Origin of the sequence: Pseudomonas sp. SMN11 (assembly GCF_052041945.1) — a bacterium.
Lineage (GTDB): Bacteria > Pseudomonadota > Gammaproteobacteria > Pseudomonadales > Pseudomonadaceae > Aquipseudomonas.
The window spans coordinates 182,441-198,895 of record NZ_JBKGGW010000005.1 but is presented as its reverse complement, the minus strand read 5'-3'; the positions used below and the strand labels follow the sequence as shown (position 1 = coordinate 198,895).

At 63.8% G+C, this 16,455-nt stretch carries 15 protein-coding genes; 8 read left to right on the top strand and 7 right to left on the bottom strand.

Annotation, left to right across the window (positions count from 1 at the left end):
• Positions 1 to 45: 45 nt before the first annotated feature.
• On the top strand, positions 46 to 2,133 hold the full coding sequence (locus ACLEJU_RS07805; protein WP_435421449.1) for a putative bifunctional diguanylate cyclase/phosphodiesterase: 2,088 nt from the start codon (positions 46 to 48) through the stop codon (positions 2,131 to 2,133).
• On the opposite strand, the gene ACLEJU_RS07800 is transcribed toward ACLEJU_RS07805, so the two are convergent.
• Positions 2,130 to 2,390, bottom strand: coding sequence for a DUF1652 domain-containing protein (locus tag ACLEJU_RS07800; protein ID WP_085678880.1), 261 nt, complete (start codon positions 2,388 to 2,390; stop codon positions 2,130 to 2,132). The two genes, ACLEJU_RS07805 and ACLEJU_RS07800, sit on opposite strands and share 4 nt — an antisense overlap.
• A gap of 295 nt (positions 2,391 to 2,685) precedes the next feature.
• Between ACLEJU_RS07800 and ACLEJU_RS07795 the strand changes: the two genes are divergently transcribed.
• The gene (locus ACLEJU_RS07795) at positions 2,686 to 3,915 is read left to right on the top strand and encodes a pyridoxal phosphate-dependent aminotransferase (RefSeq protein WP_435421450.1); all 1,230 of its coding nucleotides are present in this window, start codon (positions 2,686 to 2,688) and stop codon (positions 3,913 to 3,915) included.
• Here the strand turns inward: ACLEJU_RS07795 and ACLEJU_RS07790 are convergent.
• Complete coding sequence (locus ACLEJU_RS07790) at positions 3,841 to 4,488, bottom strand: DUF1345 domain-containing protein (RefSeq protein WP_435421451.1); 648 nt, start codon at positions 4,486 to 4,488, stop codon at positions 3,841 to 3,843. The genes ACLEJU_RS07795 and ACLEJU_RS07790 overlap by 75 nt on opposite strands.
• A gap of 132 nt (positions 4,489 to 4,620) precedes the next feature.
• Between ACLEJU_RS07790 and ACLEJU_RS07785 the strand changes: the two genes are divergently transcribed.
• Positions 4,621 to 5,535 (top strand): site-specific integrase, encoded by a 915-nt coding sequence (locus ACLEJU_RS07785; protein ID WP_435421452.1) that lies wholly within the window; start codon positions 4,621 to 4,623, stop codon positions 5,533 to 5,535.
• A gap of 85 nt (positions 5,536 to 5,620) precedes the next feature.
• Here ACLEJU_RS07785 and ACLEJU_RS07780 read toward each other — a convergent pair whose 3' ends face one another.
• Positions 5,621 to 6,811, bottom strand: a complete 1,191-nt coding sequence (locus ACLEJU_RS07780) for a type II secretion system F family protein (protein WP_435421453.1) — start codon at positions 6,809 to 6,811, stop codon at positions 5,621 to 5,623.
• 11 nt (positions 6,812 to 6,822) lie between these two features.
• Positions 6,823 to 7,248, bottom strand: a complete 426-nt coding sequence (gene gspG, locus ACLEJU_RS07775) for a type II secretion system major pseudopilin GspG (RefSeq protein ID WP_435421454.1) — start codon at positions 7,246 to 7,248, stop codon at positions 6,823 to 6,825.
• A gap of 183 nt (positions 7,249 to 7,431) precedes the next feature.
• Between gspG and ACLEJU_RS07770 the strand changes: the two genes are divergently transcribed.
• The 4 genes from ACLEJU_RS07770 to ACLEJU_RS07755 all read left to right on the top strand — a co-directional run bounded on the left by ACLEJU_RS07770 (position 7,432) and on the right by ACLEJU_RS07755 (position 12,784).
• On the top strand, positions 7,432 to 8,025 hold the full coding sequence (locus tag ACLEJU_RS07770; protein ID WP_435421455.1) for a lytic transglycosylase domain-containing protein: 594 nt from the start codon (positions 7,432 to 7,434) through the stop codon (positions 8,023 to 8,025).
• Positions 8,026 to 8,131: 106 nt separating this feature from the next.
• Positions 8,132 to 9,589, top strand: coding sequence for a sensor histidine kinase (locus ACLEJU_RS07765; protein ID WP_435421456.1), 1,458 nt, complete (start codon positions 8,132 to 8,134; stop codon positions 9,587 to 9,589).
• A 302-nt stretch (positions 9,590 to 9,891) separates the two neighbouring features.
• Positions 9,892 to 11,382: a sensor histidine kinase gene (locus ACLEJU_RS07760; RefSeq protein ID WP_435421457.1), complete on the top strand. Its 1,491-nt coding sequence runs from the start codon at positions 9,892 to 9,894 to the stop codon at positions 11,380 to 11,382.
• Positions 11,357 to 12,784: a sigma-54-dependent transcriptional regulator gene (locus ACLEJU_RS07755; RefSeq protein ID WP_435421458.1), complete on the top strand. Its 1,428-nt coding sequence runs from the start codon at positions 11,357 to 11,359 to the stop codon at positions 12,782 to 12,784. The genes ACLEJU_RS07760 and ACLEJU_RS07755 overlap by 26 nt, the downstream gene beginning before the upstream one ends.
• Before the next feature lie 29 nt (positions 12,785 to 12,813).
• Here ACLEJU_RS07755 and ACLEJU_RS07750 read toward each other — a convergent pair whose 3' ends face one another.
• The 3 genes from ACLEJU_RS07750 to ACLEJU_RS07740 all read right to left on the bottom strand — a co-directional run bounded on the left by ACLEJU_RS07750 (position 12,814) and on the right by ACLEJU_RS07740 (position 15,205).
• Positions 12,814 to 13,116 (bottom strand): hypothetical protein, encoded by a 303-nt coding sequence (locus ACLEJU_RS07750; RefSeq protein WP_435421459.1) that lies wholly within the window; start codon positions 13,114 to 13,116, stop codon positions 12,814 to 12,816.
• 84 nt (positions 13,117 to 13,200) lie between these two features.
• A complete protein-coding gene (locus tag ACLEJU_RS07745; protein ID WP_103447493.1) occupies positions 13,201 to 14,553 on the bottom strand; it encodes a GntP family permease in 1,353 nt (450 codons plus the stop codon).
• 112 nt (positions 14,554 to 14,665) lie between these two features.
• Positions 14,666 to 15,205: a gluconokinase gene (locus ACLEJU_RS07740; protein WP_435421460.1), complete on the bottom strand. Its 540-nt coding sequence runs from the start codon at positions 15,203 to 15,205 to the stop codon at positions 14,666 to 14,668.
• A gap of 206 nt (positions 15,206 to 15,411) precedes the next feature.
• Between ACLEJU_RS07740 and ACLEJU_RS07735 the strand changes: the two genes are divergently transcribed.
• Positions 15,412 to 16,431: a LacI family DNA-binding transcriptional regulator gene (locus ACLEJU_RS07735; RefSeq protein WP_435421461.1), complete on the top strand. Its 1,020-nt coding sequence runs from the start codon at positions 15,412 to 15,414 to the stop codon at positions 16,429 to 16,431.
• The last annotated feature ends 24 nt before the right edge of the window (positions 16,432 to 16,455 follow it).

Here is a 16,455-nt window from a genome sequence, read left to right as displayed (position 1 = left end):
CAATCGTCAGTTTTTTCGGGCCCCTGTTCCGAGCTGGATTTTCCAATGCTGACCGGTAGTTACTCCTCTGCGCTGGTGCTGATTTCACTCTGCGTAGCCATCCTTGCTTCTTACACCGCCCTCGACCTGACTGGCCGTATCGCCACGGCCAAAGGCCGTGCCGTGCACCTGTGGATGGGCGGGGGTGCGCTGGCCATGGGCATCGGCATCTGGTCGATGCACTTCATCGGCATGCTCGCCTTCAGCCTGCCTATCGCCCTGGGCTATGACATCAGCCTGACCGCATTGTCGCTGGTGATCGCCGTACTGTCTTCCGGCTTCGCCCTGTGGCTGGTGAGCCAGCCAAGCCTGCCGCGGATGCAGCTGGCCTTCGGCGCCCTGATCATGGGCTCCGGCATCGCCTGCATGCACTACACCGGCATGGCGGCGCTGCGCATGCTGCCCGGCATCGACTATGACCCGACCTTGTTCGGGGCCTCGCTGGCCATAGCGGTAGGTGCTTCGGCGGCCGCGTTGTGGATTGCCTTCCGCCTACGTCAGCACACCCCCTACGTGCGCCAAGTCCGCGGCCTGGCGGCCATGGTGATGGGCGTTGCCATCGTTGGCATGCATTACACCGGCATGGCCGCGGCGAATTTCCCCGAGGGCAGCTACTGCGGCGCGATGATGAGCGGCCTGCAGGGCGATGGCCTGGTCTATCTGGTGTTGATCACCACCTTGGCGGTGCTGGCCGTGGCGTTGCTCACGTCGGTGCTGGATGCGCGCCTTGAAGCACGCACGGCAGCGCTGGCCCACTCGTTGACCCTGGCCAACCAGGAGCTGACTCAGTTGGCGCTGCACGACACCTTGACCGGGCTGCCCAACCGCACACTGCTGTCCGACCGCATCGATCAGGCGATTGGCAAGGTGGCGGAGCAGGGTGGTTGCTTTGCGCTGATGTTCATCGACCTGGATGGTTTCAAACCGGTCAACGACGCCTTTGGTCACCATGTCGGCGACCTGCTGCTCAAGGCCGTGGCGGCCCGCCTGCGTGGCCATCTGCACAGCCAGGACACCTTGGCGCGCATCGGCGGTGACGAGTTCGTGTTGCTGGTGGAGCTGCAGGAACAGGAAGACGCCATGGATGTGGCGGTCAAGCAGGTCAACCTGGTGTCGCGCGCCTTCCGCGTCGCCGAGCACGACCTGCAACTCACAGCCAGCCTGGGCATCGTGCTGTACCCCGGCAACGGCCAGGACCAGCTCGAACTGCTGCGCAACGCCGACGCTGCCATGTACCACGCCAAGAGCGCCGGCAAGAACGGTTACAGCTTCTTCGACGTGTCGATGAACAGCAACGCCCGGCAACAGTTGCAGTTGTTGCAGGACCTGCGGACGGCCCTCGAGCAGCGTCAGTTCCGCCTGCACTACCAGCCCAAGTTCGACGCCCAGGCCTGCACGCCGATCGGCGCCGAAGCCTTGCTGCGCTGGGAGCATCCACAGCACGGCCTGATGCTGCCGGACCGCTTCATCGGCCTGGCGGAGAAGACCGGCCTGATCATCCCGATCGGTGAATGGGTGCTGGATGAAGCCTGCCGGCAGATGCGCCAGTGGCTCGAGCAAGGGCACAGCGATTGGCGCATGGCGGTCAACCTGTCGGCCATCCAGTTCTGCCATGCCGGTTTGGTCGACAGTGTTGCCCGCGCCCTGCAGCAGAACGGCCTGCCGGCCAACTGCCTGACCCTGGAGATCACCGAAACCACCGCCATGCACGACGCCGATGCCAGCCTGAGCGTGCTGCAGCGGCTTTCCGACATGGGCGTGGACCTGTCGATCGACGACTTCGGCACTGGCTATTCGAGCCTGATGTACCTCAAGCGCCTGCCGGCCAACGAGCTGAAGATCGACCGTGGTTTCGTGCGTGACCTGGAGCAGGACAGCGACGACGCGGCGATCGTCTCGGCAATCGTCGCCCTGGGCCAGGCACTGGGCCTGCGCATCGTGGCCGAAGGGGTGGAAACCAACCGCCAGCAGGACTTCCTGACCCGCCTGGGCTGTGATTCGCTGCAGGGCTATCTGCTCGGTCAGCCGGTGCCGGCCGAGCAATTCATGGGCAGGTTGCAGGAGTTGCACGAAGAAAGCGAAGCGGTTGTCTAGCCCGCATCCAGCAGGGTGAAGGGTGGGGCAAAGGCTTCCATCTCGGCCTCCACGGCCTCGATGATGCGTTCGACATCGGCTGCGGCCATGATCGCCGTGCAGGGGATGCCGGCAATGGCCAGCAGGGTCTCGCCCGTGGCCCGGTCGAACAGCCGTGCAACCATGCTGCGCGGTGCATCCATGCTGGCTTCGAAGCCCAGCGGATGGAAGTGCCAGCGCATCACCTGGCAGGCGTTGGGGAACGTCATCTTGTTCAAGCCAGCCTCCTTGTCCTTGCCTGGACGCGGTGATCGACCGCCGTTCGCTCGGCTGCCGGGAACCTAACCATAGCACCTGCCACAGCCCATGTTCGGCCCAGGACAAGACAAATGTATGAATGCATGACAGCGTTCACACACCTGTCATGCATGCCGTTTGGCGGCAAATGGCCACGCAAACGTTTTCCCCGCACGATGCCCGCATGGTTGCCGATTCGCTCTGCTATTTTTATCCACATTCGGCGCACAGCGTTTTCGGACGAGCGGTGCGAGCTGGGCAGACAGGGAGACAGTCATGCGCTATTCCACGCTCACCCAACGCATCGCCGGCGAAGCCGTTGCGGCGTGGGATATTCATTACCAGGCTCAGGCACTGCGCCGCGAGGGGCGCGAAATCTTCCTGTTGTCGATGGGTGATCCGGACTTCGACACGCCAGCGCCGGTGGTCGATGCGGCTATCGCCAGTCTGCAGCGTGGCGAAACCCACTATAGCGACGTGCATGGCAGCCTGGCCCTGCGCCAGGCGATTGCCCGGCACACGGGCGATCAAGTCTCGGCCGACCAGGTGATGGTCCTCGCCGGTGCTCAGTGCGCGCTGTACGCGGTTTGCCAGTGCCTGTTCGAGCGCGGCGACGAGGTGATCGTCGCCGAGCCCATGTATGTCACCTATCAGGGCGTCCTTGGCGCCTGCGGGGCACAGCCCGTTGAAGTGCCTGTCAGCCCGGAACAGGGCTTTCGCCTTGACCCGATGGCGGTGGCCCGGGCGATCACCCCGCGTACCCGTGGCCTGCTGCTGAACACCCCACACAACCCGACCGGCGCCGCCATCTCGCCGCAGGACATGGCGCTGCTGGCGCAGCTGTGCCGCGATCATGACCTGTGGCTGGTATGCGACCAGGTGTACAGCGGCCTGCTGTTCGACGGCGAACCGGCAGACCCGCTCGGCTTGCCGGGCATGGCCGAGCGCTGCGTGCTGATCGACAGCGTGTCCAAGTCCCACGCCATGAGCGGATGGCGCGTGGGTTGGGTGGTGGGCCCGCAACCGTTGATAGCGCACCTCGCCACCTTGGCCATTGCGATGCTGTTCGGCCTGCCGGAGTTTGTCATGGCCGCCGTCTGTGTGGCGCTGGAGCATGACCTGCCGGCTGTACACGCGATGCGCGAGGCCTATCGGCAGCGGCGCGACCGGGTCTGTGCGGCCCTGGCGGACTGCCCCGGACTGCGTGCCCATCGGCCGGCCGGCGGCATGTTCGTCATGCTCGATATCCGGGCCACCGGGCTTAGCGCCCAGGCCTTCGCCCAGCGCTTGCTGTGGGAGGAGGGAGTATCACTCTTGCCTGGCGATGCATTCGGCCCCAGTGCTGCGGGGCATGTACGCTTGGGGCTGGTGCTCGACGCCGAGCGCCTGGAGCACGCCTGCCAGTGCATCGGCGCCTGCGCCAGGCGGATACTAGCCGAGCAGACCTGCCGCAATATTGATGGTGAAACCCAGAATCGCCGTATTGAACACAAAGCCTACCAGTGAGTGCGCCAGCACTACGCGGCGCATGCCGCGCCCGCCGACGCCGATGTCGGAGGTCTGCACGGCAACGCTGATGGTGAACGAGAAGTAGTGGAAGTCCCAGTAATCCGGGTTGCGTTCACCGTCGGCAAAGCGCAACGCCGGCGCATTGCGCTCGCCGGTGTAGAACAGGCGGGCGTAGTGCAGGCTGAAGATGCAGCCGATCAGCAGCCAGGAGCCGGCCACGGTCAGCCCGGTGTACAGGTAGTGCAGGGCCAGCGCGCTGCCTTGCAAGCCGCGGCTGGAAACCAGTTGCAGGGTCACGGCGGCCAGGCTGGCGATGGCGGCTATGCACACGGTAAGCAACACCAGACCGGCGTTTTCGTCCTCTACCCGGGCGATCTTGCGCACCTTGTCGGGACTGGCGCGCCAGGTCAGCCACAGTACCAGCAGCAGGTACAGCCAGACGCCCAGGTTCCAGCCGGCGAGGATTCGCTGCACGGTATCGTCGGCAGGTATCAGCCAGGCGCCGAGGAGGCCGACCAGTGCGGCGATGCTCAGGCGCGGGTGAGTACGGGTCAGGCGATGGAAAACCATAGGGGCTCGTTGGCGTTGGCTTGGTCTGAACTCTAGACCACAGATCGCCCCGGACGCCTTGCGTTCGATCAATCGGCGCGGTTTACGGTACCATTGCGCGCCGTCGCTTTGATTCGCTTCAGGATTCACGTTTTGTCCGACCTCTCGCAAAATCCGCTACTGCAATACCTGGCCCGGCTGGCACCCTCCAGCCAGCAGACCATGCGCTACATTCTCCAGGATGCCGCCGACCGGCTAGGCTTCGTCGACTGCAACCTTGTCGATGTGCCGTGGCACCGGCTCGAGCCTGGCCATGTGATTGCGCTGGTGGCGGCATTGCGCGCCGATGGTTATGCGCCGAACAGTTCCTCGCTGTATGTCAACGCGGTGCGCGGGGTGATGAACGAGGCGTGGCGCCAAGGCCTGATTGACCATGAGCAGCTGTTGCGTATCCGTGAGGTCAAGCCGGCGTCCGGTAGCCGCCTGCCGCCCGGGCGCAACCTGCGGCGTAGCCTGATCCGCGAACTGATGGACTTGTGCGAGGCCGACCCGCGGCCCCAGGGCGTGCGCGATGCGGCGATCATCGCCTTGCTCTACGGTACCGGCATGCGCAAGTCGGAGTCGGTGGACATCGACCTCAGCCAGGTCGACTTCGAGGCGCGCAGCCTGCAGGTCACGGGCAAGGGTAACCGGCAGCTGATCAAGTACGCCCCGGCCTGGGCGTTCGAGAAGCTGCAGGCATGGCTGGACCTGCGTCGGCAGGCGTTGCCCGAAGGGGCGTCGGACGACCCGTTCCTGTTCAACCGCATTCGCCGTGGCAACCACATCACCCGTGCCCGCATCACCAAGCATGCGATCTACTACATCGCCCGTCAGCGCGGCGCCCAGGTGGGTGTGAAGATCATGCCCCACGATTTTCGCCGGGCGTTCATCACCCGGGTGATCGAAGAGCATGACCTGTCGATTGCGCAGAAGCTGGCACACCATGCCAACATCCAGACCACCGCCGGTTATGACCGGCGCGATGACAACGAACGGCGGCGTGCGGTGGATCGGTTCGACTACTGATTCGTCTTAAGCCTTGTAGCGCCTATGGGATCGAGCGCCGCCCGCGCGGCGCTCAATCTCATAGGCGCTGCAAAACCCCCGACGATCAATGAATACTCGAAGCCAGGTCGAAGATCGGCATGTACATCAGGATCACGATGACCCCGATCAGCAGCCCGATGAAGGTCATCAGCAGCGGCTCGAACAATTTCACGAACCACTCCACCCAGCGGCCGATTTCCTGATCGTGGAAATCCGCGCAGCGTTCGAGCATTTCCCCCAGGTTCCCCGATTGTTCCCCCGCCCGCAGCAGCCGCAGCGACACGGGCGTGACCAACTGCCCGGCTTCCAGTGCATCCGACAACGGCAGCCCTTCACCGACGCGCCGGCTGGCCTGTTCAAGACCTTGAGCCGAAGCGCTGCCGAGCAGCCCGTGAGCCATGCCCATGGCGGTCAGAATCGGGATGCCGCCCTGCAGCAGGATGCCCAGCGAGCGGTAGAAACGGGCCAGTTCATACATCACCAGGCGCTGATGCAGGGCCGGCAATCGCCGCAGTTGCCGTGATGCACAGCGCCGTACCAGCGGGTTGCGGCGCAGTACCACCAGCGTACCGATGCCGCCCGCAACGGCCAGCCCCAGCGGCAGTTGCTGGGCATGCAGGAACAGGCCGATGTCCATCAGTACTCGGGACATCCAGGGCAGTTCGCTGCCCATGCCCTCGAAAACCAGGCTGAAGCGTGGCACCACATAGCCGAGCAGGAACAGCACCACGCCACCGCCGACCAGTAACAGCAGCAACGGGTAGACCGAAGCGCCCACCAGTTTCTGCCGGACCAGGTCCAGGCGCTGGCGATAGCCGATGTAGCGAGCCAGGGCATCGCCCAGCGCGCCGGTGCGCTCGCTGGACTGCACCAGCGCCACGTACAGCGGCGGGAAAATCCGTGGCTGCTGCGCCAACGACTGGGAGAGCGAGTGGCCTTCATAGAGCTGGCGCACCAGTTCGGTCAGGACTTTGCGCGAGGCGCCGACGGGGGATTTTTCCGCCAGGCTTTCCAGGGCATCGATCAGCGGCAGGCCGGCATGCAGCAGGGTGGTCAGTTCCTGGCTGAACAGCACCAGGTCGAATGTCGCCGCGCGGCGCCAGGCCAGGCCACCCAGGGTTTTGCCCTTGCCGCGCACGCTGACCACCCGCAGCCCCTGGTTCTCGGCCTGGCGCCGCGCGTGTTCGGCATCCTCGGCGTCGACCTGCAGCTGCACGATGCCCTGTCTGCCGAGGGCCTTGAGGCTATAGCGCATGTGAGGTCTCCTCATTGCCAGCTGGTGATTTCAGCGTTCTCGCCATCGCCGCCGGGCTGGCCGTCCTTGCCCATCGACAGCAGGTCGTACTCACCGCCGTTTTCACCCGGCTGACGATAGATGTAAGCGCGGCCCCATGGGTCCTGCGGCACGGCCTTCTGCAGGTAGGGCCCCGTCCAGTGCGACTCGCCACTGGGGGCGGCGACCAGCGCCTGCAGGCCCTGTTCGCTGGTGGGGTAGTGGCCCACCTCCAGGCGGTACAGGTCCAGGGCCTTGCCCAGGCCTTCGATCTGCGCCTTCGCCACCTTGGCTTCCGAGCGACCGAGCTGGCTGAAATACTTGGGCGCGACGATACCGGCCAACAAACCGAGCACCACCAGGACCACCAGGAGTTCAAGCAGGGTGAAGCCACGTTGGGGGTTGGATCTGCGCTGCATGGTGAAGCCCTCCGCTGCATGGGGACACGCTTTTCAAGCCACATGCAACAGCCGTGCACGTCTGCCTCGGGGCCTTGCGCCATGCGCCATGGCAAGCGGCACAGTGCTTGCGTCGTAGCAGAAAAGCCCGGGTTTCCGGGGCATTTCCCCCATATCGGGGGGCACGGCGGGGAGGCGACCGACATGCGTGTGGTGATCCTGGTAGTGACCTGGCTGGTGGCGGCAAGCGCCCAGGCCGACATGTACATTTCCATCGATGCCAAGGGTGGCTATGTACTGAGCAACGTCCACCGGCCAGGACGCCATTACGAACGGGTGATCAGCGAGCCACTTGCCCAGGCTGGCCCGGCCGGTGCGCAGTTGATCACCGGGCGGCCTTATGCCGAACTGGTGGCGGCCGCGGCCCGCGACTACGATGTGCCACTGGCGCTGCTCCATGCACTGATCAAGGCCGAATCTGGCTACAACCCGAAGGCCCGCTCGGCGGCCGGGGCGGTGGGGCTGATGCAACTGATGCCGGACACGGCCAAGGAGATGGGCGTGGAAGACATCCTTGACCCCGAAGACAACGTGCAGGGCGGGGCACGCTACCTCAGACGCATGCTGACCCTGTTCGACAATGACATCACCCTGGCCGTGGCGGCCTACAACGCGGGCCCCGATGCCGTGCGGCGGCGCGGCGCGGTACCGCCGTTCGCCGAGACTCGTCGCTATGTGCCAAACGTGTTGCGCGAATACCGCAGGTTACAGGGGTTGGCCGATGACTCACCTCTCTGAACGGGCCTTGCGTCGCGAAAGTGGCGCAAATCGTCCCCAATCAATGCCATGGTTACCCAACTCTGGGCTATAACCTTTCAAAAGGTGCCCTGCAGTGGAGTACGCCATGGACATCGCCCCCCGTTCCGAAGCACCCGAGGCGCCTGCGGGCAGCGAAGCCGCTACTCCGCGCAGGCCGTTCAACCTGTTGCGCTGGTACGCCTGGGTGAGCCTGGCGATCATCCTTTCGGTTGCCGCAGGGTTGGGGCTGATTTCCAGCCGCTTCATCATCGATGAGAGCATCGAACGCGATGCCTTGCTCACCGCGCAGTTCATCACCTCGATCGCCGACGCCGAAGTGCGCCATGTGTCGATCCCCAATGTGCGCACCATGGGCGAACTGCTCGACCCACGTACCGACCGTGCGGCCATGCCTGACGTCGACCCGGAAGCGCGGCGCAAGGCCCGCGGTGAGTTTCTCGACCACATCGCCCACCTGCCGGACATACTGCTGGCCAACATCTATGCCCCGGACCGCACGGTGATCTGGTCGACCAACCCGGCCCTGATGGGCAAGTTGATCAATAGCGATGATGACCTGGACCGGGCCTTCGAGTACAAGATGCGGGTGTCGGCCAGCTATCACAATTTCGAACAGGCCCGCACCGAACAGAAGTTCGTAACCCCGCCGGAGCAACTGGTCATCGAAAACTACATCCCCTTGTTCGATGCTGACGGCGATAGCGTCACGGCGATGGTGGAAATCTACAAGGAACCCCACGACCTCATCGTGCGTATCGAGCACGGGCTGATTCTGATCTGGCTGGCCATCACCGTTGGTGCCGCGCTGGTCTACATCGGCCTTTACGGCATCATGCGCCGTGCCGCGCGGGTGATGGCAGTGCAACAGAAACGGCTGATCAACAGCGAGACCTACGTGGCCCTTGGCGAAGTGTCTTCGGCGGTCGCGCACAGCCTGCGCAACCCGCTGGCCAGCATCCGCTCCAGCGCCGAGCTGGCCCAGGCCTTCGATGAAGGCCCGGCGCAACGCAACATCAATGACATCATCAGCCAGGTAGACCGCATGTCGCAGTGGATTCGCCAGCTGCTGCAATCGTTGCGGCCACTGAATGACGAAGCGGTGCCGGTCGACTTGCCTCAGGTCCTGCAGGAGAGCCTGCAAGGTTTCGCCATGCCGCTGGCCCGCAGCGGGGTAACCCTGGACCTGCAACCGTTACCGCCGGTGCAGGTGCTCAGCCACCCGGCGTTGCTCGCGCAGATCTTCAACAGCCTGATCGCCAATGCCCTGGAGGCGATGGAGCAGGGCGGGCGGTTGCGTATCGAGGTGGTCAAGCGCGATCGGCGCAGCCTGACCTTGCGCCTGGCCGACAGCGGCAAAGGCATGAACGAAAAGCAGCAGCGCTTGGCATTCAGGCCATTTTTCAGCACCAAGCAAGGAGGGCTGGGTGTGGGGCTGGTACTGGTCAAACGCATCATGGAACGCTTTGGCGGTTCGGTCCGGCTGAGCAGCAGTCAGGGCCATGGCACGCGGGTCTCGCTGTGTTTCCGGCTGATGCGTTCATGACAATTAAAATCACCACTACGGTATAGGTATCTGATCTAAATGGAATTATTGATTTTTGGGTACTGAGTACCCAAATGTGGGGAGCCAACCTCGAATAGAAACCATGAATCCTCTGTAAATAGTTGATTTATATGGATATGACGATTGGCTGGCGGGCGTGGCTGAGTTCTTGCAGGTACTCGCAGCAGGTAACGCGCGACAAAGGCGGCAGAAGCTGCCCTGGTGGAGTGTCATCATTTTGCTACTATCGGTAGCAATCGGTGATCACCTTCTGAACGGACTCCCTGCAAGGGAACGACGCGATGCAGATGCTGGATGAAGATGTTCCCGTTAAGCCCGCCGCACTGCCCAGCAGCAGCCTTGCCGTGCCGCTTCACGAGTTCAACCTGCTGCGCTGGTTCTCGGTGATCAGTCTGCTGATCATCACCGCAGTGGCCGGTGGCCTGGGCTACGTGTCGACCCGCTTCGTGGTCCGCGACAGCGTCCAGCGTGATGCCATGCTTACTGCCCAGTTCATCCAGTCGCTGGCCCTGGCCGAAGTGCGTCATTCGCAGCTACCCCCCGGCACCACCATGGGCGAACTGCTCAACCCGCGCCTGGATCAACAGCACCTGCAGGTCAGCCCGGCCCTGGCCGAGTCGACCCGGGCCGAGTTTCTCGACCACGTCGAGCACTTGCCTGATACCTTGCTGGCCATTGTCTATGCCCGTGACCGCAGCATCGTCTGGTCCACCAACCCTGAACTGATTGGCAAGCGCATTGAAAACGACGGTGGCCTGAACCGCGCCTTCAGCTCGCGCAAGGTGGTGTCGGCCAGCTACCACAGGGTTGTAGAAGGCCGTGAAGAGCAGAAATTCCTGCGCGAGCCCAAGTACCTGTTCATCGAGAACTACATCCCTTTGTTCGACAGCCAGGGCGAGCAGGTCATGGCCATGGTCGAGATCTACAAGGAGCCGCAGGACCTTGTGCGGCGTATCCAGCGCGGTTACGTACTGATCTGGACCTCGACCCTGGTGGGCGGGGCGCTGATCTACTTCGGCCTGTTCTGGATCGTGCGCCGGGCCGCGCACATGCTGCAGCAGCAGCAGGACCGGCTGGTGGCCAGCGAAACCTACGTGGCATTGGGCGAGATGTCTTCGGCCGTGGCCCATAGCTTGCGCAACCCGCTGGCCAACATCCGCTCCAGCGCCGAGCTGGCCGAGGAAATAGCCAGCCCGCTGGCGCAGAAGAACATCAATGACATCATCACCCAGGTCGACCGCATGTCGCGCTGGGTGCGTGAGTTGCTGGTGTCGCTGCGCCCGGCCAGCGATACCGCCGAGGCGGTAGATCTGGTGGCGGCCATCGAAGATACCCACCAGGCCTTTGCCCAGCAGATCGAGCGCAACGGCGTGCGCTTCAGCTTCGAGGGGCCGCAGGCACAGTGGGTGGCCAGCCAGTCCCTGCAATTGACGCAGATTCTCAACAGCCTGTTTTCCAATGCCCTGGAAGCCATGCCCAAGGGCGGCGTCCTGCATGCGCAGGTCAGCGTGCAGGATGGCCTGCGCGCGCAGCTGCTGCTCAGCGACACCGGCAAGGGCATGAGCCAACAGCAGGAAAGAATGGTGTTCAAGCCATTCTTCACCACCAAGCAGGGTGGCCTCGGCGTGGGCCTGGCCCTGGTCAAGCGGATCATGGAACGGTTCGGCGGCTCGGTCAGCCTGAGCAGCCGTGAAGAGGAAGGAACCCGCGTCAGCCTCACTTTCAATATCGCAGCGGGAGGGGACCATGGAGCACAGCATCCTGGTAGTTGAGGATGACGAAATCCTCGGCGACAACATTCGCACCTACCTCAGCCTCAAGGGCTTCGAGGTAACGCTCTGCCACAGCGCGGAGCTGGCGCTGGAGCAAATCAAGCGGGCCCAGCCCGATGCGGTACTGACCGACAACTCGCTGCCGGGCATGAGCGGGCACGACCTGCTGCGCACCCTGGTGGAGCAGGCGCCGGACCTGAAGGTGATCATGATGACCGGTTACGGCAATGTCGAAGACGCCGTGCAGGCCATGAAGGAGGGCGCTTTCCACTACCTGACCAAACCGGTGGTGCTGGCGGAGCTCAAGCTGACCCTGGAAAAGGCCCTGGCGGCCGAGCGCATGGAGCGCACCTTGTCGTTCTACCAGGAGCGCGAGGCACAGAAGTCCGGGTTGCAGGCACTGATCGGTGAATCGCCGGCGATGCTTACCCTCAAGCACACGCTGCATCAGGTGCTCGACGCCGAGCGGCGCATGGCCAGTGATGACCTGCCGCCCGTTTTGGTCGAAGGCGAGACCGGCACCGGCAAGGAGCTGGTTGCCCGCGCACTGCATTTCGACGGCTCGCGCAGCAAGGGGCCGTTCATCGAATTCAACTGTGCCTCGATACCGGCCAATCTGCTGGAGGCCGAGCTGTTCGGTCATGAGAAGGGCGCGTTCACCGACGCCAAGGAGCGTCGCGTGGGCCTGGTGGAAGCGGCCGATGGTGGCACGCTGTTCCTCGACGAGATCGGCGAGATGGACCTGGTGTTGCAGGCCAAGCTGCTGAAGTTGCTGGAAGACCGCAGCATCCGCCGCATCGGTGCGGTCAAGGAACGCAAGGTTGACCTGCGGGTGATCAGCGCCACCAACTGCAACCTTGAGCAGATGGTGCAGCAGGGCAAGTTCCGCCGTGACCTGTTCTTCCGCCTGCGCATCATAGCCCTGAAAGTGCCGCGGCTCTATGCCCGGGGCCAGGATGTGCTGTTGCTGGCCCGGCATTTCCTGGCGCACCACGGGCGCCGCTACGGCAAGCCGAACCTGCGTTTCAGCGCCGAGGCCGAAGCCTTGATGTTGAGCTACAGCTGGCCGGGCAACGTTCGTGAACTGCGCAACATGCTGGAGCAGACCGTCCTGCTTGCGCCCAATGAAGTGGTGCAGGCGCACCAGCTGAACCTGTGCATGACCTTGATCGACGAGCCGCTGGTGCCACAGCCCACGGCGACCGTGTACGAACTACCGAGGCATGAACCGGAGCCGGGTACCAGCCTGCCAGACATGGAGCGCGACCTGGTGTGCAAGACCCTGGACCGTACCGACTGGAATGTCACCAAGTCGGCGCGAATGCTGGGCCTGTCGCGGGACATGCTGCGTTACCGCATCGAGAAGCTGGGGCTGACACGGCCTGACAAACGCCAGTGGTAAGGCCGGGGGCGCAGGGCGCCCCTGGGCTTCTATTGCTGACTACCGCCTGAATTGTTCCCGCCTTCTCGGCCGGTGCCTTCCGAACCGCTGCCATCCATCCCCGGCAGGTCGCGGTTGTCATTCTGCTTGGCCGGTGGGCTTTCTGGGTCATTGCCCTGGATGCGCGGGTCGGTATCCCTGGGCATGGGCTTCTCGATGGGGTTCAAGGTGCTGTCGACACCCGGCTGAGGTGCCGGGTTGTGCGGGTCATCAGGGTAGGTGGGCCCGGAGCCGACCGCCAGGGCCAGCGGCGAGGTGAGCAGGGCAAGCAGCAGCAAGGTTGAACGGGGCATGGCAGACTCCTTTGCGTAGGATAGGGCTCATACCTGGGTTGGGCCCTACCCGCGATGCTCCGGTGCCATCACCCCGATCAGCGGTCATACCACCGTCGAAAGCGCCATGATGAAGATAATGCCGACGATCGACAGGATGGTCTCCATCATGCTCCAAGTCTTGAAGGTTTCAGCCACCGTCATGTTGAAATACTGCTTCACCAGCCAGAAACCAGCGTCGTTGACGTGGGACAGGATCAGCGAGCCGGCGCCGGTGGCCAGCACCAGCAGCTCGCGGTTGACCCCTGGCACCAGGTCGATCACCGGGGCGACGATGCCGGCGCCGGTAATGGTCGCCACGGTCGCCGAACCTGTGGCGATGCGGATCACCGCCGCCACCAACCAGGCCAGCATGATGGGTGAAATTTCCGCCTGCACGGCCATCTGCCCGATCACGTTGCCCACGCCGGTATCCACCAGCATCTGCTTGAAGCCGCCACCGGCACCGACGATCAGCACGATCGCCGCAGTCGGCGCCAGGCTCTGGTCGAGCATTTTCATGATCTGCTGGCGGCTGAAACCGCGGGCTGAACCAAAGGTGTAGAAGGCCAGCAGCAGGGCGGCGAGCAGGGCGGTGATCGGGTGGCCAATCAAGTCCATCCACTGGCGGATGATGTGCTCGGCCGGCAGTACCACGTCGGCGAACGTCTTGAGCAGCATCAGCGCCACGGGCAGCAGCACGGTGACCAGGGTGATGGTGAAGCTTGGCAGGTTGCTCTGGTCCGACTCCTTGGCAATCTGGTCCATCAGCTCCTGCGACGGGTTGCCGGGGATGTAGCGGGAAATGAAGTTACCGAACAGCGGGCCGGCGATGATCGCCGTGGGCAGCGCCACCAGCAGGCCATAGAAGATGGTCTTGCCGATGTCGGCGTGGAAGATGCCGATCGCCAGCAGCGGGCCCGGGTGTGGCGGGACCAGGCCATGCACCACCGAAAGGCCGGCCAGCAGCGGAATGCCGATCTTGACCAGCGACACGCCAGAGCGCCGGGCGACGATGAACACCAACGGAATCAGCAGCACGAAGCCGATCTCGAAGAACAGCGGAATGCCGACCAGGAAGGCGGCGAACATCATCGCCCAATGCACGTTCTTCTTACCGAAGGCGCGGATCAGGGTTTGCGCGATCTGGTCGGCGCCGCCGGAGTCGGCCATCAGCTTGCCGAGCATCGTGCCCAGGGCGAGGACGATGCCGACGAAGCCGAGCACGCCACCGAAACCGTCCTGGAACGATTTCATCACCTTGGCCACCGGCATGCCGGATGTCAGGCCGAGGAAACCGGCGGCCAAGGTCAGGGCGACGAAGGGGTGGACCTTGAAATGGGTGATCAGCAGGATCAGCCCGACGATGGTGACCAGCGCGTCGAGCAGCAGGTAGGTATCTGTAGCCAGTCCGAACATGGTTTTGATGCCTCGGTCTTATCGTTGTTTTGGGCGTAGCATTAATTGAACTTTCGCCGCCGTCAGGCGTCGAGACAGCGCTATCTTTTGTGAGCCGGAAAAAACCGCGGGTTCAGGCAGGCCGCGCCAGGGTCCGCTCACCGCACGGCTTTAGCCAGGTGTCGACCGCTTCGGCGAGCATCGCAATCGGTTGAGTGGCGTCCAGCGGCAGCGTCAGGGGTTCGCCCCGGGGTGACTCGAGAGCCGCGAACTGGCTATCGATCAGGCTGGCCGGCATGAAGTGGCCTGGGCGGGCGAGCACGCGTTTTTCCGCTTCTGCGGGGGTGAGTTCGAGGAACACGAACACCAGTTCTGGCATCGCCGCGCGCAGGGTATCGCGGTAACGGCGCTTGAGCGCGGAGCAGGTGAGGATCGGCCGCTCGCCGGCCTTCACCGTTGCTTGCAGCTCCTGGCCCAGGCGCACCAGCCAACCGGCGCGGTCATCATCGTTCAGCGGGATGCCGGCACTCATCTTGCGGATGTTTTCGGCAGGGTGGAAAGCGTCGCCTTCGATCAGGCGACCGCCGCTTCGCTTGGCAATGGCTTCACCGACGCAGCTTTTGCCGCAGCCGGCCACGCCCATCACCACGATGGCGGACAGGGAAGAATTCATCAGTACCTCCTGCGGGGTGAGATAGCGCTGTCTCGTCGCTGACGAAACGCCACCTCCCCGGTGTTATTGATCTTGTCCTTACGCAGTATGGACGCTTGGCAGCGTGCTGCAGTGGCCACTACCAAAGATTACATTGCCTGCGTCCTGAGACAGCGCTACCTTAGTGGCCGTTCCCCATTCCTGCAAGTAGTAAAATTACAACATCCATGTCCCGCACAGGCTCTCGCACCACAGGTCGTCCCACGCTGGCTGAAGTCGCCAGGCTTTCCGGGGTTTCCCCGATCACCGCTTCGCGCGCGTTGCGCGGGGTCAGCACGGTTGCCCCGGAGCTGGTGGAGAAGGTCATGGCCGCCGCCGCGTCCCTGGGCTACGTCGCCAACCCTGCGGCACGGGCGTTGGCGTCGGCGCGCAGCCAATCGGTGGTGGTGCTGATTCCGTCGCTGTCCAACCAGTTGTTCATCGATACCCTGGAGGCTATCCACGAGGTGATGCGCCCGCGTGGGCTGGAGGTACTGATTGGCAACTATCATTACGACCTCGACGAAGAAGAGAACCTGATCCGCAATTACCTGGCCTACCAGCCTTGCGGCATGCTGCTCACTGGTTTCGACCGCAGCGAGGCAGCGCGGCAGATGCTGGCCGCCAGCGGCGTGCCTTGCGTGCACATGATGGAGCTGGGCGGTGAGGCTGGCGCGTTGTCGGTGGGCTTTTCCCAGCAACAGGCAGGGCGGGCCGCGGCAACCCACCTGATCGAGCGGGGGCGGCGGCGCCTGGCGTTCATTGCCGCGCAGCTTGACCCACGGGTGATGCAGCGCGCCGAAGGCTTCCGCCAGGCCCTTGCCGACGCCGGCATGCAGGCCACCGAGCTGGAGATACTGGCGCCACAACCGTCTTCCATTGCCTTGGGCAGTGAACTGTTCAGCCAGCTTCTGGCGCAAGCGCCTGATGTGGACGGCATCTTCTTCTGTAACGACGACCTTGCCCAGGGCGCAGTATTGCAGGCGTTGCGTCAAGGCATCAAAGTGCCGAGCCAGGTGGCCATGGTCGGCTTCAACGACCTGCCCGCATCGGCGCACATGGTGCCGCGCCTGACCTCCATTCGCACCCCCCGGGCGGCCGTTGGTCGGGGCGCCGCCCAGGCACTGCTGGCGCTGCTCGATGGCAAGCGAGTAGCGACCGAGCAGCAGGATCTGGGCTTTGAACTGATGGTGCGCGAGAGTTCATGAGGTTTTGCAGGAACCGTCGCTAAC